Below are 18,810 nucleotides of genomic sequence, written 5' to 3'. Positions count from 1 at the left end.
TTGCCATAATGTGGGAAAAAAGTGAAATTTCGGGCACAAAGCTGCGGTCACTGCAGCTGGGTGGGGTCAAATCTTCTGAGGTGACATGAACTCCAAGTTCTCCATGCAGGCCGCCATGGCCACCCCGCGGCGGCGGCTGGCCGTGCGCGCGGGCGGCGGCATCGTGGCAGCGCTGGCCGTATTCGGGCTGGCGGGATATTTCGGCGGCCCTCCCCTGCTGAAGTGGCAGATCGAAAAGCAGGCAAGCGCCGCGCTCGGGCGCAAGGTGACGCTGGGCGGGGCGCAGGTGCGCCCCTTCTCATTGGGCGTCACGCTGCAGGATCTCGCCATCTTTGAGGCGGATGGCAAGCGGCCCATGCTGACGCTGGGTTCGGCGGAGGCCAAAGCCTCGCTGGCCTCCTTGTGGCATCTGGCGCCGGTGGTGGATGCCCTGCACGTCGACGCCCTCGCCGTGCATGTGACGCGCGCGCCCGACGGCGGCATGAGCTTCGACGACATCGTGCGGCGTTTCGCGGCCCAGCCCAAGGCGCCGAATGCGAAGCCGGCGCGCTTCTCGGTCAACAACATCGCGGTGACCGATTCGAGCTTCGTCTTCGACGACCAGCAGCTCAAGCAGGTGCAGCGGGTCGACAGGTTTACCCTGACCCTGCCCTTCCTGTCGAACCTGCCGCATGACGTCGAGATCGTCACCCGGCCGACGCTGAGCGCGCTGGTCAACGGCACGCCACTGGCGCTGGACGGCACCATGCTGCCCTTCGCCGACTCGCGCGAGACGCACCTCAACCTGAACCTGAACGGCCTCGACCTGGTGCGCTTCATGCCGTTCGCGCCGGCGCTGCGGGATGCCGAGGTCAAGAGCGCGCTGCTGGACTCGCGCCTGACGCTGGGATTCCGCCAGCAGAAGGACACGCAGGACATTTTCCTCGGCGGCACGGTCACGCTGCGTAACGCCGACATCGTCAAGCACGACGGCTCGCCGCTGCTGAAGGCCGACCGGCTCGCGCTGGACATCGACCGCATCGAGCCGCTGGCACGGCATGCGCACCTGCGCAGCGTCAGCCTGGAAGGACTGGGCGTGCAGGCGCTGCGCCGCCCCGACGGCACGGTCGACCTGGCCAGCGCCTTGCTGCCGCGCGCGGTCGCGCCCGCTACGACCACCGCGCCCGCCAAGCCGGCGGCCGGTCAGGCCGCAGCGGCCGGCGCAGGCAGCGCCGGCAAGGCGGGCGCCAAAGCGCCGGCTTCCGCGGCGGCTGCCTCCGCGCCCGCGGCCCAGGCTGGCGCCGCCAAGGCCGCACCCGGCTGGGCCTACGCGGTGGACCACATCACGCTCAAGGACGCCAGGCTGGGCCTGCGCGACGAGGCCGCGCCCTCGGGCCCGGGCACGCTCGCGCTCGGCCCGCTCGAGGTGCAGGTGGACGGCCTCTCCAGCAGCGGCGGCAAGCCGGCCACGGTCGAGGCCAAGCTGACCCTTGCCGAGGGCCAGACGCTGCAGCACAGCGGCGAGCTGTCGCTGCCGGACGGCAAGCTGAGCGGCACGCTGCAGGCCAGCGGCGTCAAGCCGCAAGGTTTCGCCGCCTGGTGGCCGTCCGCGCTGAAGAGCCAGCTCGGCGATACCGCCGTCAATGCCGAGCTGCACTACAGCGCGGCCTGGGGCGGCGCTACCCCAGAGTTCACGCTGGACAAGTCGCGGGTCGAAGTGGCGCCGTTGTACGTGGCCGCCACCGGTGCCGCCTACACGCCGCCCGCGTCCGCCAAGGCCCCGCGCGCCGCGCGCCGCGGGCGCAGCGCGGCCGCCGCTGGCTCCGGTACAGCAGCCTTGCCGCTGCTGCGCGCCGACAAGGTCGCGCTCGAGGGCATCGCGTTCGATCTCGCCAAGCAGTCCTTCGCGGCCGACGAACTGGTGGTGGCCAAGCCCGAGGTCGCCGCCACGCGCGACCCGCACGGCGAACTGGTCGAGGTGGCGCGCATCTGGGTGGCGCAGGCCACCGGCAAGGCTGCGCCGCCCGCACCGGCCACGCGCGGGCGGTCTGCGCCGGCCGCCACGACAGGGCAGCCCGGCGGCTGGAAGGCGCGGCTCGGCAAGATCTCGCTCGACCGCGGCGCGGCGCAGCTGACCGATTTCCAGCCGGCCGAGGCCAACCAGGGGCGGCCGGTCGTCCACCAGTACCGCAACATCGCGCTCAGCACCGGCGCCGTAGGCTGGCCGCTGGCGCCGGGCGCGGTGCCGTTCAAGCTGCGCGCCGACGCGGGCCGCCGCGGCAGCCTTTCGCTGTCGGGCAGTGCGCAGCCGACCGCGCCGACGGCACAGGTCGACATCGACCTGCGCGAATTCGACATGGCGCCGCTGCAGCCGTACCTGGGCAACCAGTTCAATGCCGCGCTGCGTGCCGGCAGCCTGACGGTCAAGGGCCGCGCCAACGTGTCGGCGCCGGCCGGCAAGCCGCTCGCCGCGCGCTTCACCGGCAACGCGCTGGTGGGCAACGTGCGTTCGGTGGACCGCCTGACCGGCGACGACTTCCTGCGCTGGCGTACGCTGACGGTGTCGGGCATCGATTTCGCCATGGACCCGGCCAAAGGGCCGATGCAGGTCGGCCTCGGCAAGATCGCGCTGTCCGACTTCTATGCCCGAGTGATCCTGAACGCCAACGGCCGCCTGAACCTGCAGGACGTGATGGCCGGCGGCGCCGCCAAGGGCGAAGCCGAGCCCCGCACCAGCCTGACGCAGGCCAACCCGGCATCGGCGCCGCCGGCCGCGCGGGCGGCGGCCTCCGTCCCGGCGGCGCCTGCGGCACCCGCGTCCGCGGCACAGGCCAAGGCGGCGCCGGCCGAGAGCGGGCCCAAGCCGCAGATCCGCATCGGCGGCGTGTCGGTCGACAAGGGCAACATCAATTTCTCCGACTTCTTCGTCAAGCCCAATTACACCGCCAACCTGACCGACATGACGGGCTCGGTGTCCAAGGTCTCCACGGCGGATCCGACTCCCGCCGACGTGGTGCTGAACGGCCGCGTCGACGGCGACGCGCCCGTCAACGTCAGCGGCAAGGTCAACCCCTTCAGCCAGCAGCTCTATCTCGACCTCGCCGCCAAGGCCACGGGCATCGAACTGACGCGGCTGACGCCCTACGCGGCCAAGTACGCCGGCTATCCCATCACCAAGGGCAAGCTGAGCGTGGACGTCTCGTACAAGATCGACAGCGGCAAGCTCGAGGCGCAGAACCACCTCTACCTCGACCAGCTCACCTTCGGCGACAGGGTCGACAGTCCCGACGCCACCAAGCTGCCGGTGTTGCTGGCGGTGTCGCTGCTGAAGGACCGCAACGGTGTGATCGACGTCAACCTGCCGGTGTCGGGCTCGCTGTCCGACCCCGAGTTCAGCATCGGCGGCGTGATCGTGCGTGTCATCGTCAACCTGCTGGCCAAGGCCGTCACCTCGCCGTTCTCGCTGATCGCCCATGCCTTCGGCGGCGGCGACGAACTCGGCTACGTGGAGTTCCCGGCCGGCACCGCCACGCTGACGCCGGAGGCGAAGAAGAAGCTCGACACGCTCGGCAAGGCGCTCAACGACCGGCCTGGCCTGAAGCTGGAGATCAGCGGCCGCATCGACCCTGCCACCGACGCCGCCGGTGCGCGCCGCGCCTGGCTCGATGAACGCGTGGCCGAGGAGAAGGTGCGCGAGCAGCGCAAGAGCGCGCAGGCGGGCGCGCCGCTGGAGGAAAGCGAGGAGGGCGAGCAGGGCGCCAAGGTCACGGTGACGCCGCAGGAGTACCCGAAGTACCTCGAAGCTGTCTACAAGCGCGCCTCGTTCAAGAAGCCGCGCAATCTGATCGGCCTGGCCAAGTCGCTGCCCACGGCCGAGATGGAGAAGCTGCTGCTGGACAATGCGCCGGTGACCGAGGCCGGCCTGCGCCAGCTCGCCGAGCAGCGCGCGCTGGTGGTCAAGCAGGTGCTGGATCGCGATGAGAAGGTGCCCGAGTCCAGGCTGTTCCTGACCTCACCCAAGCTCGACGCCGAAGGCATCAAGGACAAGGGCGCGCCCACCCGGGTGGACTTCGCCATCCGCCAGTAGGTGCGGCAGGTGCGGCAGGCGCCCGCCTGCGCGCGCCGGTACCTGGCGTCCCGCCTGCCGCCAAGGACGGCAGGCGGGACGCCAGCCTGGAAAAACCGCGTATGATTCCGCCCGCATCGGTAAAACATGGACAGGAGCCAACATTGCAGCAAGACGACGCGGTTATCTACAAGACCTGGGTTTGCCTGATCTGCGGCTGGGTGTATGACGAAGCACAGGGCTGGCCGGAAGACGATATCGCGCCGGGCACACGCTGGGAGGACATTCCTGACGACTGGCGCTGTCCCGAATGCGACGTCGGCAAGGCCGACTTCGCCATGATCGAGATCTGAACGGACTCCGGGCAGGAGCCGAGCAGGATCCGCGCGGCTTGCGCCCGCGGCAGGTCCGCCCGCACCAAGGGACGGGAGCGCCATCCGGGCGCCCGCTGAGCGGTGGCGGGGATGTCGGCTAGTGGCGCAGCGGCGCCTGCCGGCACAGGCCGGAGGCAGCGCGCCGCCTCGCGCAGCGGCGATAGCGCATCCGGTATGGATGGCTGCAGCGCCACAGCGCGGCCGACACGGTCAGCACGAGCAGGGCCGCCATGCAGGCGGCGATCAGGCCAATGGACATGCCGGCCTCCTTCCCAACGAGGACTTCCCAAGGCGGCCCTTGGCGGGCCGCCCGCTCAGATCAGCAGCGGCAAGGCCTCCAGCAGCAGGATCGCGACTGCGGCACCCAGCAGCGCGCCCGCGGCGCGGCAACTGATGCGCAGGAAGCGCGCGGTCACCGGGACCGCGCCCATCGCGATGATGCCTACCAGCGCCATCGGGATCAGGAAGACAAGATCGTACAAACGCAGCGGCGTCATGGCGGTCTCCTCTCTCTCGTTCTTTCCTTCATCCAGTATAGGCAGTGTGCCGGCTTCGCCCAGTCATCCCCATCGGGGTTGTCCCGCAGTCGTGGTGCCGCCGCCGCCGCATCAGTACCGCTCAAGTACCGCTCAAGTACCGCTCAAGTACCGCTCAAGTACCGCTCAAGTACCGCTTCCATCGCGCGCACATGCCGCGACCGGGCGCGCGGGCGCCCCTTTGCGCGCGCTGCATCACGCCTGCGCCGCGAACGGATGCATGGCCCGCAAGCGTGCCGAGGCACGCTCCAGGCATCCCCGGGGCATGTCCTATGCTGAGAGCAGCGGTGCGGGCGCATGACCCGGCCGCGCCAACGCCCTTGGGGGCGTGATGGCATGACAGCAGCAGCGGAGGTGGCTATGGAACTTCACATGCATTCGCACCACTATGTGCGCAGGATGCCGGACTGGTCTGCGGCGGCGGTAGCCGGGCTGGTGGCCGGCGCCTTGCTGGTCGTGGTGGAACTGTTCTGGTCCTCGATGGTGGCCGGCGTCAATCCGTGGGGCACCACGCGCATGATCGCCGCCATCCTGATGGGGCCGGACGTCCTGCAGACCTCGCTGTTCAGCGTAGGCACGGTGGCGGCGGCGCTGGTCATCCACTTCGTGCTCGGGGCGATACTCGGCATGGTGCTGGCGGCCATCATCGCGCCCTTCCAGCTCGACTCGAGCAGCGGCATGGCGATGCTGGCCGGCGCGGTGTTCGGCGCCCTGGTGTACCTGTTCAACTTCCACGTGATGACGCGCGCCTTTACCTGGTTCATCGACGCGCGCGGCTGGCATACCTTCGTTGGCCATCTGCTGTTCGGCATGGCGGCGGCGCTGTGCTACTGGTGGTTCGAACGGCGCGAAGGCGCGATGCGCTGAGACCCGCGCAACGCAGACGCCCGGCCGTGGCCGGGCGGTCCTGGACGGCGGATGCCGCACCTGCGGTATCCGCCGTCTGCCTTGTGGCGCAGCGCACCAAGCCGCGGCCGCGCCGCACTTGCACCGTACGGTGTGGCATGGCGTGCCTCGCGCGCATGCACTAGTCTGTATTGCATACGGCTCGGCACAACCGGTCCGGGCGGATGGTGAGCAGGAGTCGGACATGGCGCTTGCGATAGCGCTGGTGGCGGTGGTCGCGGCCACAGTGCTCTTTCATGTCTTCAGCCCTTGGTGGGCAACGCCGCTGGCGTCCAACTGGCAGCAGATGGACGACACGCTGACGATCACCTTGATCATCACCGGCGCCTTCTTCATCGTCATCAATCTCCTGGTCGGCTACCTGGTCTGGCGCTATCGCCACCGCAGCGGGCAGCGTGCGGCTTACGAACCCGAGAACCCCCGCCTCGAGCGCTGGCTGATCGCCGGCACCTCGGTGGGCATCATCGCCCTGCTGGCGCCGGGCCTGGTGGTCTACGCGAAGTACGTGAGCGCGCCGCGCGACGCCATGCAAGTCGAAGTGGTCGGCCAGCAATGGCAGTGGAGCTATCGCTTCCCCGGCCAGGGTGGCGCGCTCGGCCGTGCCGACGCGAGCTTCGTCACGCCGGCCAATCCGCTGGGCATCGATCCCGGCGATCCGCGCGGGCAGGACAACCGCATCGTCAACGGTCCCGAGCTGCACCTGCCGCTGAACCGGCCGGTCAAGGTGCTGCTGCGTTCCAAGGACGTCCTGCACGATTTCTACGTGCCGCCCTTCCGCGCCCGCATGAACCTGGTGCCCGGGATGGTCACGTCCTTCTGGTTCACGCCCACGCGCGTCGGGCGCTTCGACATCCTGTGCGCCCAGCTATGCGGCATCGGCCACTACAACATGCGCGGCCAGGTCGTGGTCGAGGAGCCGGCGGCCTTCGAAGCCTGGCTGGCGCGCCAGCCCACCTTCGCTGCCACGCAGCACCCGGCGCCGGCCGCGCCGGCCGCCGGCGCAGGTGCCAGTGTCACCGACATGCTGGCGGCGCAAGGCAAGGCACTGGCGCTCAGCAAGGGGTGCGTGGGCTGCCACAGCGTCGATGGCAGCGTCGGCGTGGGGCCGAGCTGGAAGGGCTTGTACGGCAGTGTGCAGACCTTCTCGGACGGCAGCAGCGCGCGGGTCGACGGTGCCTTCCTGCGCGAAGAGATCCTGACCCCGCAGGCGCGGCTGGTGAAGGGCTTCGGCCCGGTGATGCCCACCATCCCGCTGAGCGAGGACGAACTCAAGGCGCTGATGGCCTACATCCGCGCCAATGGGACCACCGCCGCCGCGGCCGCGCCGCAGGCGGGCAGCCCGGCAACGCCGGCGCGCTGACGCGGCGCAGCGGCAGGAGGAAGACATGGCCTACGCGCACGATGCAGGGGGGCACGGCAGCTTCTGGACCCGTTATGTCTGGAGCCAGGACCACAAGGTGATCGCCGTGCAGTACACGCTCACCGCCATCGTGGTGGGCGTGGTCGGCGTGGTGCTGTCCAACCTGATGCGGTTGCAGCTCGGCTTTCCCGGCCACTTCCAGTTCATCGACGCCAACCGCTACTACCAGTTCGTCACGATGCACGGGATGATCATGGTGATCTACCTGCTCACGGCACTGTTCCTCGGCGGCTTCGGCAATTACCTGATCCCGCTGATGGTCGGCGCGCGCGACATGGTCTTCCCCTTCCTCAACATGTTGAGTTACTGGGTCTACCTGGTGTCGGTGCTGGTGCTGCTGGCGAGCTTCTTCGCGCCGGGCGGGCCGACCGGGGCCGGCTGGACACTGTATCCGCCGCAGGCCATCCTGCCCGGCACGCCGGGCCATGACTGGGGCATCATCCTGATGCTGGTGTCGCTGGTGATCTTCATCGCCGCGGCCACCATGGGCGGCCTCAACTATGTGACCACAGTGCTGCAGGCGCGCACCGAAGGCATGACGATGATGCGCATGCCGCTGTCGGTGTGGGGCATCTTCACGGCCACCATCCTCGCGCTGATCGCCTTCCCGGCGCTGTTCGTCTCGGGCGTGATGATGCTGCTCGACCGCGTGCTCGGCACCAGCTTCTTCATGCCGGCAATCGTCTCGCTCGGCCAGCAGCTGCCCTACAAGGACGGTAGCCCGCTGCTGTTCCAGCACCTGTTCTGGTTCTTCGGCCACCCCGAGGTCTACATCGTGGCGCTGCCGGCCTTCGGCATCGTCTCCGACCTGATCAGCGTGCACGCGCGCAAGAGCATCTTCGGCTACCGCACCATGGTGTGGGCCATCCTGGTGATCGGCGTGCTGTCGGTGACGGTGTGGGCGCACCATATGTTCGTCAGCGGCATGAATCCCTATTTCGGCTTCTTCTTCGCCACCACCACGCTGATCATCGCGGTGCCCACCGCGATCAAGGTCTACAACTGGGTGATGACGCTGTGGCGGGGCGACATCCACCTGAGCGTGCCGATGCTGTTCGCCATCGGCTTCCTCAGCACCTTCGTCATCGGCGGCCTGACCGGCCTCTTCCTCGGCAACGTGAGCGTGGACATCCCGCTGTCGAACACCTACTTCGTGGTGGCCCACTTCCACATGGTGATGGGCGTATCGCCGATCCTGGTGGTGTTCGGCGGCCTCTACCACTGGTATCCCAAGGTCACCGGACGCCTGCTGAACGACGTGCTCGGGCGCGCGCACTTCTGGATCACCTTCCTGGGCACCTATGCCATCTTCTTCCCGATGCACTACCTCGGCATCCTGGGCATGCCGCGCCGCTACTACGCTTACGACAACTATGCTTTCATCCCCCAGTCTGCCCAGTCGCTGAACACCGCGATCTCGGTGGCGGCCTTCGCGGTGGCGCTGGCGCAGCTGCTGTTCCTCTTCAACCTGGCCTGGAGCCTGCGCCATGGCAAGGCGGCCGGTCCCAACCCGTGGCGTGCCGCCTCGCTCGAGTGGCAGACGCCGCAGACGCCGCCGGTGCACGGCAACTGGGGCGAGCAGACGCCGGTGGTCTATCGCTGGGCTTATGCCTACAGCGTGCCCGGCGCGCGCGAGGATTTCATCGCCCAGAACGCGCCACCCGAGGCGGGCGGGCTGGAGCCGCAGGCCGAGGCCGGGCGCGGAGCGCTGGCATGAACCAGACCGGTTTCCTGCGCCTTGGCCGGGACGATCCGGGCGACGGCCCGGCCGGACGCCATGGCGCGCCAGCGGCGCTCGGCACCGGCGTGTTCATCGGGGTGGCAAGTGTGCTGTTCCTGCTCTTCCTCGCGGCCTACACCATGCGCATGAGCGCGCCGGACTGGCGTGCGATCCGCCTGCCGTGGCAGGTCTGGCTGTCGACCGCGCTGCTGGCGGCGGGCAGCCTGGCCATGGCGGACGCGGCGCGGGCGGCGCGCGCCGGGCGCGCGCGCCCGGCGCGCCTCGCCTGGTGCCTGGGCGGCCTGGCGGCGGTGCTCTTCATCGCTTCGCAGCTATGGGGATGGCATGCCCTGCAAGGCAGGCAGGTGAGCGTGGCGGGCAATCCCGCCGGCAGCTTCTTCTACCTGCTGACCGCCATGCACGGCCTGCACGTGCTGGGCGGCGTGGCCGCGTGGCTGCTGGTGACGCTGCGCAGGGGGAGCGGGCGAGGCGATGCCGGCGCCGCGCTGCGCATGGCGTTGTGCGCGCGCTATTGGCACTTCCTGCTGGCGCTCTGGCTGGTGCTGCTGGTCGTGCTGCGCTGGCTCACGCCCGAGGTGGTGCGCTTCCTCTGCGGCGGCGCGTGAGGCCGCGGCGGAGCCGAAGCGGAACGGCAGCAAAACGGCAGCGGGAGGCGAGAGATGGTCACGCAAGCAGCCGCGCCCGAGCGGGCGCCCTACGTACCGAGCGGCTGGCGCGGCCTGGTCGCCGACTGGCGCTCGGACCAGCACGCCTTCCAGGTGTCCTGGGGCAAGGCCATGATGTGGATCTTCCTCGTCTCGGATACCTTCATCTTCGGCTGCTTCCTGACCGGCTACATGACCGTGCGCATGGCGTCGACCGTGGCCTGGCCCAATCCCAGCCACGTGTTCGCGCTGCATATCGGCGGCGCCGAGGTTCCGCTGCTGCTGATCGCCATCATGACGTTCACCCTGATCAGCAGCAGCGGCACCATGGCGATGGCGGTGAACTTCGCCTACCGGCGCGAGCGCCGCCGCTGCGCGGCGCTGATGGCGGCCACCGCGCTGTTCGGTCTGGCCTTCCTCGGCATGCAGGCCTTCGAGTGGAGCCACCTGATCTTCACCGAGGGCGTGCGTCCCTGGGGCAACGGCATGGGAGCCGCGCAGTTCGGTGCCAGCTTCTTCATGATCACGGGCTTCCACGGGCTGCACGTGACCTGCGGCGTGATCTACCTGCTGACCGTCGCCAGCCGCGTGCTGGGCGGCCGCTATGAGCGCAGCGGCAACTACCAGATCGTCGAGATCGCCGGCCTCTACTGGCACTTCGTCGACCTGGTGTGGGTGTTCATCTTCGCGCTGTTCTATCTCTGGTGAGGCCGGCCATGACACAGACGACCACCGCCACCGCGCCGCCGGCGCCTTCCGAGCCGTCGCAACACGGGGGGCAGCAGCATTCCATCGCCCTCTACCTGAAGGTGTGGGGGCTGCTGTTCGTGCTGTCGACGATGTCCTATCTCGTCGACTATTTCCATTTCACCGGCATGCTGCGCTGGACGCTGATCGTGCTGTTCATGGTGCTCAAGGCCGGCCTGATCGTCGCGGTGTTCATGCACATGGCCTGGGAGCGGCTGGCGCTGGCCTGCGCCATCCTGCTGCCGCCGCTGGCACTGTTGCTGCTGGTCGGCCTGATGGCGACCGAGGCGGATTACACTTTCGTCTTGCGCGGGCTGTTCCTCCACTGAGCGGGTGGCGACGGCCGGCGCTCGCGGCCGGCAGCGCTACTGCCGGGTACGGCGCCGAGCCCGCTGGCGGGCCGCGCGCCATCGCTCCGAGGAGCCCAGCCCGCCATGCATCCCGCCACCGAGGCCATCCTGACCTTCAACCACGGCCGCGATCCCGAGCGCCTGACGCGCAAGCTTGACGCGATGGCCCGTGAGCCGTTCTCCTTCTTCCGCGGCAGCAATCATCTCTACGCCGCCTCAGTGCAGCACGAGGAGGCGCTGCTCGATGCCCCGCACACTTATGTCTGCGGTGACCTGCACCTGGAGAACTTCGGCAGCTTCAAGGGCGACAACGGCCTGGTGTACTTCGACCTGAACGACTTCGACGATGCCCTGCTGGCGCCGCTGACGGTTGACGTGGTACGCATGCTGTCCAGCCTGATGATCGCCGCCTCGCAGCTCGGGCTGTCGGAGGAGGATGCGCGCAACGCCAGCGAACGGATGCTGTCGAGCTATGCGGCGGTGCTGGCCCAGGGCAAGCCGCGCTGGCTGGAACGTGCCACCGCGCAGGGACTGGTGGCCGAGCTGCTGCGCCGCGTCAAGCGGCGCCGGCGCGGCGAACTGCTGGCGCAGCGCACCGAGTTCCGCAAGGAGCGCCGCCGCCTGCGCATCGACGGGCGCCATGCGCTGGCGGCCGACAAGGCGCAGCGCAAACATGCGGCAGCCATCCTGCACATGTACTCGCAATTGCCGCACGGGCACCGCCTGGTGGCCGATGATGCCGCGCGCCGCATCGCCGGCACCGGCAGCCTGGGCCTGGAGCGCTACGTGGTGCTGGCGCACGAGGTGGGCATGCCGCCGGTGGCGCAGCGCCTGATCGACGTCAAGCTGGCGGCGCCGACCGCCTGGAGCGGCATGCGCCTGCGCCGGCAGCCGCGCTGGGAAGGCGAGGCCGCGCGCGTGGTGCAGGTGCAGCAGGTCATGCAGGCCGCCTCGCCGGCACTGCTGGCGGCGGTGAAGATGAACGGCTTGTCCTACGTGGTCAAGAGCCTGCAGCCCACCGCCGACCGCGTCGACCTGGGCCGTCCCACCAGTGCCGAAGAGCTGCGCCTGGTGCTGGACACCATGGCCCATGCCGCTGCCTGGGCGCACCTGCGCAGCTGCCGGCACCAGTCGGCCGATCCGATCGAGCAACTGCAGGAGTTCGCGGCGGGCACGCGCTGGCGTGCTGCCGTGCTGCGGCTGGCGCGCCACGGCTGTTCGGTCTCGCTGTCGCAGTGGCGCGATTTTGCCGACGACTACCGGCGTGCCCGCCAGGGCACGGCGCGCAAGCGCCGCTGAGGCCCGCGCCCGCTCCGGCGGGCGCCGTGGCGGCCATGGGCCGCATCCGGCATCCGGCCACGCACCGGGTATCCGGCGACGCACCGCTTGCGTGAACCGGGCTTGCCGCTTATAAGTGGAACCATCGTTCTATTTCCGGAGCGGCGCAGATGAAGGCAAGCGTGGAGCGGGTGCCGTCCCAGGAGGGCGGAGCGGGCGAACGCCGCCGGCCGAAGCAGGCGCGCAGCCAGGCCACCGAAGACGCCTTGCTCGATGCAGGGCTGGCCTGCATCGAGGCGGTCGGCATCGAGGCCACCTCGATGGCGCTGGTGGCCGAGCGCGCGGGTGCTTCGATCGGCGCGCTTTACTTCCGCTTCGGCGACAAGGAGCGCTTCGTCCAGGCCGCGCTCGCGCGCGCCTTCGATCGCATCCGCGCCGAGACGGATGCGCTGCTGGCCTACGCGGTCATGCAGGACAAGCCGCCCGCGGCGGTGATCGTCGCCTGCGTGGACCTGGCGGTGAAGATCCAGAGCCGCAGCCAGGGCGTGCTGCGCGCGGTGCTCAAGCGCGCGCTCGACGATCCGGCCGCCTGGGAGCCGGTCGGCCGCCTCGGCAACGAAGTCAGCGGGCGCCTGGTCGATACGCTGGCGCGCTATCCCGAGGTGACCGCGATCCCCGGCTGGCGCGACCGCATCATGCTGGCCATGCATGCCGCGCGTGCGATGCATTTCAACAGCCTCTACAACCCGCAATCGCCGTTGCCGTCGGACCCTGAGCGCATGGTCGCCGCGCTCAGCGATCTCGTGCTGGGCCATCTCGGCCTGCCACCGGATGCCGGCGCCGAACCGGCGCGGAGCAGGGCGCAGGACAAGGCGCAGGACAAGGCGCGGAACCAGGAGCACGCACCGACCGCCGCGCAGCGCGGTCACCGACAAGGGAGGGCCTGATGCCACGCCTGCAAGACAAGATCGTGATGGTCACCGGCGCGGCCTCCGGGCTCGGCGCTGCCTTCAGCCGCGCGGCCGCCGAGGCGGGGGCCGCGGTGGTGCTGGCCGACATCGACGCGCATGCCGGGCAGGCGCTGTGCGAGGCGCTGGCCGCAGCGGGTGCCGACACCCTGTTCCTGCACCTGGACGTGGCGCGCGAAACGGCCTGGCAGGAAGCCATGGCGGAGGTCGAGCGCCGCCACGGCCGGCTCGATGTGCTGGTGAACAACGCCGGCATCGCCCTGCGCGGCTCCATTGCCGATTGCTCGCTGGCCGACTGGCAGCGCACCCTGGATGTCAACCTGACCGGGGTTTTTCTCGGCTGTCGCGCGGCCCTGCCGCTGATGCGCGAGGGAGGCGGCTCGATCATCAACGTGTCGTCGATCTACGGGCTGGTGGGCGGCGACCAGGTGGCGGCCTATTGCGCCGCCAAGGGCGGCGTGACCTTGCTGACGCGCTCGGCGGCCCTGCACGGCGCCAAGTGCTCGCCGCCGGTCCGCGTCAACTCCATCCATCCCGGCTTCGTCGAGACGCCGATGGTACTGGGCTCGATCGGTGCGCTCGACGCCGGCGCGGCGGCGGCCGCGCGGGCGCGCATCGAGGGCATCACGCCGCTCGGCCGCCTCGCCACGCCGGACGACATCGTCGGCGCCTTCCTGCTGCTCGCCTCCGACGAGGCGCGCTACATCACCGGCGCGCAGTTCACCGTCGACGGCGGGCTGACCGCGCAATAGGGCGGGCGGCAGGGCGGACGGCAGGGCGGACGGCAGGGCGCGTGGCGCGGTGCCCGTCCCGCCGCGGACAGCGCCGTCCCGGCCGCGCCGCCGCCATCACGCTGCCGGCGGCACCACCAGAAGCAGGAAAACAGACAGGAGACATGGCGCAATGCAAAGACTGACCGTGGACGCGGCAGGCGTCCGTACCAGCCTGATCGACACCGGCCGCGGCCGGCCCACCATCCTCGTGCATGGCACATCGTCCAGCGCGGAGACGGGCTGGGCGCCCATCCTGGCGCGCCTCGCCGAAGGGCGGCGCTGCCTGGTGCCCGACCTGGCCGGCTCGGGCCTGAGCGTGGACGACGGCTCGGCGCTGACCCTGGAACGGCTGGTCGGGCAGGTGGAGGCCGTCGCCGCCCTGGCCGAGGGCGAAGCGCTGGACCTGGTCGGCTACTCGCTGGGCGGCGTGGTGGCGGCGGCGGCCGCGGCCAGGCTGGCGGGGCAGGTGCGCCGGCTGGTGGTGCTGGGCGGCTGGGCCGCGACCGACCTGCGCATGCGCGTGCAGTTCGACCTGTGGCAGGCACTGGCCCGCACCGACCGCACGCAGCTTGCCCGCCTGCTGTTGCTCAACGGTGTCTCCGAGCGCTTCTTCGCCGCCAGCGACCCGTCGCTGGTCGAGACCGTGCTGGCGCGCTTTGCCACCGGACTGGCGCCGGGCAGCGACCGGCAGGCGGCGCTCGACGCCATCGTCGATATCCGTGCCTGCCTGCCGGCGGTCCGCGCCGCCACGCTGGTGATCGGGCTGGCCCAGGACCGCCTGGTGCCGCCGGGGCATTGTCGCGCGTTGGCACAGGCCGTGCCCGGCGCGCGCTACGAAGAGATCGATTGCGGGCACCTGGTGATGCTGGAACAGCCCGAGCGCCTGCTGGAACGCATCGAACGCCATCTGGAGGAGCGTCATGACTGAAGCTGCATTCACTGCCAACGCCACCAACGCCACCAACGCCACCAACGCGGCGCCAGCGCCGGAGGCCGCCGGTGCGGCCGAACACTTCGACGTGCTGATCGTCGGCGCCGGCATCTCCGGCATCGCCTCTGCCTACCACCTGAACGACCAGTGTCCGGAAATGCGCTTCGTAGTGCTGGAGTCGCAGGCGGGCTATGGCGGCACCTGGCTGACGCACCGCTATCCGGGCGTGCGCTCCGACAGCGACCTCTACACCTTCGGCTACCGCTTCAAGCCCTGGACCGGCACACCGATCGCCACCGCGGCGGAGATCCTCGCCTACATGGGCGAAGTCATCGCCGAGAATGGGCTGGCGCGCCATATCCGTTACCGCCACGCGATCCGTTCGGCCTCATGGTCGAGCGAGCAGAGCCTGTGGACCATCGAAGCCAGCCGCAGCGATACCGGCGCGACGGTCCGCTTCACGGCGAACTTCCTGTGGATGTGCCAGGGCTACTACCGGCACGCCCAGGGCTATACGCCGGAATGGCCGGCCATGGCCGATTTCCGCGGCCGCATCGTCCATCCGCAGGACTGGCCCGAGGACCTGGACTGCACGGACCAGCGCGTGCTCGTGATCGGCTCCGGCGCGACCGCGGCCACGCTGGTGCCGGCGCTGGCCGGACGCTGCGCGCACGTGACCATGCTGCAGCGCTCGCCTACCTACTTCATCACCGGACGCAATGCCAACGTGCTGGCCGACGAACTGCGCCAGCTGAAGATCGACGAGAGCTGGATCCACGAGATCGTGCGGCGCAAGATCCTGCACGACCAGGCGGTGTTCACGCAGCGCGCGCAGCAGGAACCGGAAACGGTCAAGGCCGAGCTGCTGGCGGGGGTGCGCGCCAGCCTCGGGCCCGACTTCGACGTCGACACCCATTTCACGCCGCGCTACCGGCCCTGGCGGCAGCGCATCGCCTACATTCCGGACGCCGACCTGTTCCAGAGCGTGCGCGAAGGCAAGGCCTCGGTGGTCACCGACGAGATCGAGCGCTTCGTCGAAGGGGGTGTCCAGCTCAAGTCGGGCCGCACGCTGGAGGCCGACGTCATCGTCACCGCGACCGGCTTCGACCTCAGCGTGCTCGGCGATATCGCCTTCACCATCGACGGCAAGCCGCTGGTGTTCTCCGACAGCGTGACCTACCGCGGCATGATGTTCACCGGCGTGCCCAACCTGGTCTGGGTATTCGGCTACTTCCGCGCCAGCTGGACGCTGCGCGCGGACCTGATCGGCGATTTCGTCTGCCGGCTGCTGCGCCATATGCGCGACAAGGGTGTCGGCAGCGTGGTGCCGGTGCTGCGGCCCGAGGACCGCGAGATGGCGCTCGGCAGCTGGGTGGACCCGGAGAACTTCAATCCGGGCTACCTGATGCGCGGCATGCACCTGCTGCCCAAGCGCGGCAGCAAGCGCGAATGGCAGCACACGCAGGACTACTGGGGGGAGAAGGACGAGTTTCCCGCCATCGATCTCGATGACGCGGTGTTCGCCTATGGCGGCCGGGCGCCGGCGCGCTGAGGGGGAGCGCGGCGCACCGGGCGGTGCGCCGCGAGGTCGGCACGGCGTGGATGCGGCCGGCCCGTGCGGGCCGGTGCCGCGTGCGCGCCGCGGGCTTCAGACCTGGGTGATGAACTTGGTCACCAGGTAGCCATCGAAGGTCTCCTGGCCGCCTTCGCTGCCGATGCCGGAGTCCTTGATGCCGCCGAAGGGCGTCTCGGCCAGCGCCATGCCGAAGTGGTTGATGTTGACCATGCCGGCCTCGAGGCCGTTCGAGACCTGGGTGGCCGTCTTCAGCGAATTGGTGAAGACGTAGGAGGCCAGGCCGTAGGGCAGGCTGTTGGCGCGGCGCAGGACTTCCTCGGTGTCCTTGAAGCGGGTCACCGGCGCGACCGGGCCGAAGGGCTCGTCGACCATCAGCTTGGCGTCGTCGGGCAGGTCGGTCACCACGGTGGGGGCGAAGAAGAAGCCCTTGTCGCCGATGCGCGAGCCGCCGGCGACGATCTTGCCGCCGCGGTGGCTGGCGTCGTCGAGGAACTGCTGCATCGACAGCACGCGGCGTTCGTGTGCCAGCGGGCCCATCTCGGTGCCGGTCTCCAGGCCGTTGCCGACCTTGATCGAGCCGATCACCTCGGTGAAGCGCGCCAGGAACTTGTCGTAGGCCTTCTCCTGGACGTAGAAGCGCGTCGGCGACACGCACACCTGGCCGGCGTTGCGCAGCTTGAAGCGGGCCAGCATCTCGGCGGCCGGCTCGACGTCGGCATCGTCGAACACCAGCACCGGCGAATGGCCGCCCAGCTCCATGGTGACGCGCTTCATGTGCGCGCCGGCCAGCGCGGCCAGCTGCTTGCCGACCGGCACCGAGCCGGTGAAGGAGATCTTGCGCACGATCGGCGACTCGATCAGGTAGGTCGAGACTTCGCTGGGAACGCCCCAGACGATGTTCAGCACGCCCGCCGGCAGGCCGGCGTCATGGAACAGCCGGGCCAGCGCCACCACCGCGCTGGGCGAGTCTTCCGGCCCCTTCAGGATCAGCGTGCAGCCGGCGCCGACGGCGGCGACGATCTTGCGGATGGCCTGGTTGAAGGGGAAGTTCCACGGCGTGAAGGCGGCGCAGACGCCGATCGGCTCGCGCACCACGATCTGGCGCACATTGGGCTGGCGCGGCGGGATCACGCGGCCGTAGATGCGGCGGCATTCCTCGGCATGCCAGTCGGCATGCTCGGCGCACACCAGCACCTCGCCCACCGCCTCGGCCAGCGGCTTGCCCTGGTCCATGGTGATGTTGCGGCCGATGTCCTTGGCACGCTCGCGCGCCAGCTCGCCGACGCGGCGCAGGATCTTGGAGCGCTCCAGCGGCGAGGTCTTCTTCCAGCTTTCGAAGGCGCGCTGCGCGGCGGCAAGCGCGCGGTCCAGGTCGGCCTTGCTGGCGTGGGGCAGCTTGCCCAGCACTTCCTGCGTCGCGGGATTGATCACGTCCTGCTCGTGCCGGCCTCCTCCCTTGACGAATTCCCCATCGATGTAGAGAGAGAGATCCTGATACATGCCATTCTCCTGGTGGTTGTCTGCTGGGCGCCGCCCGCCGGGGGGCGGGGGAAAAGCGCAAGCATAGCGCCTTGCCAGGATTTCTGCATGTGCCGCATGGCGCGAGAATGTTCCGCGGTACGGAACATTGCGGAGCATTTTCGCGCCATGCCCGGGACAGGCCGGCGCCCCAGGCGGGGCTCAGCGCCGCCGCAGGTCCGCCATGCTGCGGGTAGCCAGGGCAAGCGCGTCGTGGCTGCCGCCGCCGAGGCTGGCGGTGATCTCGGCGGCCGCCTCCTGCACCATGTCGGCAAAGGGCTTGAGACGGCCGGGACGGAAGCGCTCGGCCGGACCCGACAGCCCGACCGCGGCGATCACATGGCCGTGGCAGTCGGTGATCGGCGCGGCGATGCCGGACACGGTCTCGCGCCATTCGCCGCGATTGACGGCGTAGCCCTGCTTGCGGATCTTCTCCATCTCGCGCAGGAAGCGCGCGGGCTCGACGATGCTGTGGGGCGTGGAGGGTACCAGCGCTGCCGCCATGCGCTGCAGCGTGGCTTCGGGCAGGAAGGCGAGCATGGCCTTGCCGGTCGCCACGCAGTGCGCCAGCGCGCGTCCGCCGATCTGCGTGTAGGCGCGCACCGGGTTGGGGCTGTCGATCTTGTGCACGTAGACCACCTCGCCGCGGTCCAGCACCGACAGGTGCACGCTCTCGCCGCTGGCGTGCATCAGCTGGTCCATCCAGATCTCGGCGTGGCGGCGCAGGTCGAGCCGGGACAGCACGGCCGAGCCCAGCTCCCACAGCTTGATCGAGGCGCTGTAGCCGCTGCCGTCGCCGGCGCGGATGACGTAGCGCAGCTCCGTCAGCGCCTGCAGCAGGCGGTGCACATTGCTCTTGGCCAGGCCGAGCTCGGCGGCGATCTCGCTCAGGCCCAGCGGGCGTTCGCTGTGCGCCAGCAGCTCGATCACGCCCAGGCCCTTGATCAGGGTGTTGTTCATGCGGTTCGGGCGTCCTTGCCCGCGCGGTGCCGGCCGACAAGGA

Annotated in this window: 17 protein-coding genes; 13 read left to right on the top strand and 4 right to left on the bottom strand. The window is 69.8% G+C overall.

Annotation, left to right across the window (positions count from 1 at the left end; genetic code table 11):
* Nucleotides 1–85 precede the first annotated feature (85 nt).
* Entirely contained in the window at nt 86–4,066 is a 3,981-nt protein-coding gene (locus BKK79_RS23170) for a DUF748 domain-containing protein (protein WP_071038920.1), read from the top strand.
* 101 nt (nt 4,067–4,167) lie between these two features.
* The gene (locus BKK79_RS23165) at nt 4,168–4,398 is read left to right on the top strand and encodes a rubredoxin (protein WP_071018322.1); all 231 of its coding nucleotides are present in this window, start codon (nt 4,168–4,170) and stop codon (nt 4,396–4,398) included.
* 118 nt (nt 4,399–4,516) lie between these two features.
* Here the strand turns inward: BKK79_RS23165 and BKK79_RS41175 are convergent, their stop codons facing one another.
* Entirely contained in the window at nt 4,517–4,678 is a 162-nt protein-coding gene (locus tag BKK79_RS41175; RefSeq protein WP_167366699.1) for a hypothetical protein, read from the bottom strand.
* Nucleotides 4,679–4,733: 55 nt separating this feature from the next.
* Nucleotides 4,734–4,916: a hypothetical protein gene (locus BKK79_RS23160; protein WP_071018324.1), complete on the bottom strand. Its 183-nt coding sequence runs from the start codon at nt 4,914–4,916 to the stop codon at nt 4,734–4,736.
* 399 nt (nt 4,917–5,315) lie between these two features.
* On the opposite strand from BKK79_RS23160, the gene BKK79_RS23155 reads away from it, so the two are divergent.
* The 11 genes from BKK79_RS23155 (at nt 5,316) to BKK79_RS23105 (ending at nt 16,265) form a co-directional block, all read left to right on the top strand.
* Nucleotides 5,316–5,822, top strand: a complete 507-nt coding sequence (locus tag BKK79_RS23155) for a hypothetical protein (RefSeq protein WP_071018326.1) — start codon at nt 5,316–5,318, stop codon at nt 5,820–5,822.
* A gap of 223 nt (nt 5,823–6,045) precedes the next feature.
* The gene (locus BKK79_RS23150) at nt 6,046–7,221 is read left to right on the top strand and encodes a cytochrome c oxidase subunit II (protein WP_071038919.1); all 1,176 of its coding nucleotides are present in this window, start codon (nt 6,046–6,048) and stop codon (nt 7,219–7,221) included.
* 25 nt (nt 7,222–7,246) lie between these two features.
* Nucleotides 7,247–8,998, top strand: coding sequence for a cytochrome c oxidase subunit I (ctaD, locus tag BKK79_RS23145; RefSeq protein ID WP_071040316.1), 1,752 nt, complete (start codon nt 7,247–7,249; stop codon nt 8,996–8,998).
* On the top strand, nt 8,995–9,627 hold the full coding sequence (locus tag BKK79_RS23140; RefSeq protein WP_071018331.1) for a cytochrome c oxidase subunit 3: 633 nt from the start codon (nt 8,995–8,997) through the stop codon (nt 9,625–9,627). The genes ctaD and BKK79_RS23140 overlap by 4 nt, the downstream gene beginning before the upstream one ends.
* A 54-nt stretch (nt 9,628–9,681) precedes the next feature.
* A complete protein-coding gene (locus tag BKK79_RS23135; protein WP_071038918.1) occupies nt 9,682–10,374 on the top strand; it encodes a heme-copper oxidase subunit III family protein in 693 nt (230 codons plus the stop codon).
* 8 nt (nt 10,375–10,382) lie between these two features.
* The gene (locus BKK79_RS23130; protein WP_071018335.1) at nt 10,383–10,742 is read left to right on the top strand and encodes a cytochrome C oxidase subunit IV family protein; all 360 of its coding nucleotides are present in this window, start codon (nt 10,383–10,385) and stop codon (nt 10,740–10,742) included.
* A gap of 105 nt (nt 10,743–10,847) precedes the next feature.
* Entirely contained in the window at nt 10,848–12,062 is a 1,215-nt protein-coding gene (locus BKK79_RS23125) for a DUF2252 family protein (protein ID WP_071018337.1), read from the top strand.
* Between the two features lie 149 nt (nt 12,063–12,211).
* Nucleotides 12,212–12,988: a TetR/AcrR family transcriptional regulator gene (locus tag BKK79_RS23120; protein WP_071038917.1), complete on the top strand. Its 777-nt coding sequence runs from the start codon at nt 12,212–12,214 to the stop codon at nt 12,986–12,988.
* Nucleotides 12,988–13,761 carry an SDR family oxidoreductase gene (locus BKK79_RS23115; RefSeq protein ID WP_071018340.1) on the top strand — a complete coding sequence of 258 codons (774 nt, stop codon included), beginning with the start codon at nt 12,988–12,990 and terminating at the stop codon, nt 13,759–13,761. Before BKK79_RS23120 ends, BKK79_RS23115 begins: the two co-directional genes overlap by 1 nt.
* 151 nt (nt 13,762–13,912) lie before the next feature.
* Nucleotides 13,913–14,710 carry an alpha/beta fold hydrolase gene (locus BKK79_RS23110; protein ID WP_071038916.1) on the top strand — a complete coding sequence of 266 codons (798 nt, stop codon included), beginning with the start codon at nt 13,913–13,915 and terminating at the stop codon, nt 14,708–14,710.
* Nucleotides 14,703–16,265 (top strand): flavin-containing monooxygenase, encoded by a 1,563-nt coding sequence (locus tag BKK79_RS23105; RefSeq protein ID WP_071038915.1) that lies wholly within the window; start codon nt 14,703–14,705, stop codon nt 16,263–16,265. Before BKK79_RS23110 ends, BKK79_RS23105 begins: the two co-directional genes overlap by 8 nt.
* Before the next feature lie 96 nt (nt 16,266–16,361).
* Here BKK79_RS23105 and BKK79_RS23100 read toward each other — a convergent pair whose 3' ends face one another.
* Nucleotides 16,362–17,789, bottom strand: coding sequence for an NAD-dependent succinate-semialdehyde dehydrogenase (locus BKK79_RS23100; RefSeq protein WP_071038914.1), 1,428 nt, complete (start codon nt 17,787–17,789; stop codon nt 16,362–16,364).
* A gap of 180 nt (nt 17,790–17,969) precedes the next feature.
* The gene (locus tag BKK79_RS23095; RefSeq protein ID WP_071018346.1) at nt 17,970–18,767 is read right to left on the bottom strand and encodes an IclR family transcriptional regulator; all 798 of its coding nucleotides are present in this window, start codon (nt 18,765–18,767) and stop codon (nt 17,970–17,972) included.
* Between the last annotated feature and the right edge of the window lie 43 nt (nt 18,768–18,810).

The organism is Cupriavidus sp. USMAA2-4, from assembly GCF_001854305.1.
Taxonomy (GTDB): Bacteria; Pseudomonadota; Gammaproteobacteria; order Burkholderiales; family Burkholderiaceae; genus Cupriavidus; species Cupriavidus malaysiensis.
The sequence above is the reverse complement of the archived record's forward strand: the minus strand, read 5'-3'. Positions and strand labels throughout refer to the sequence as shown.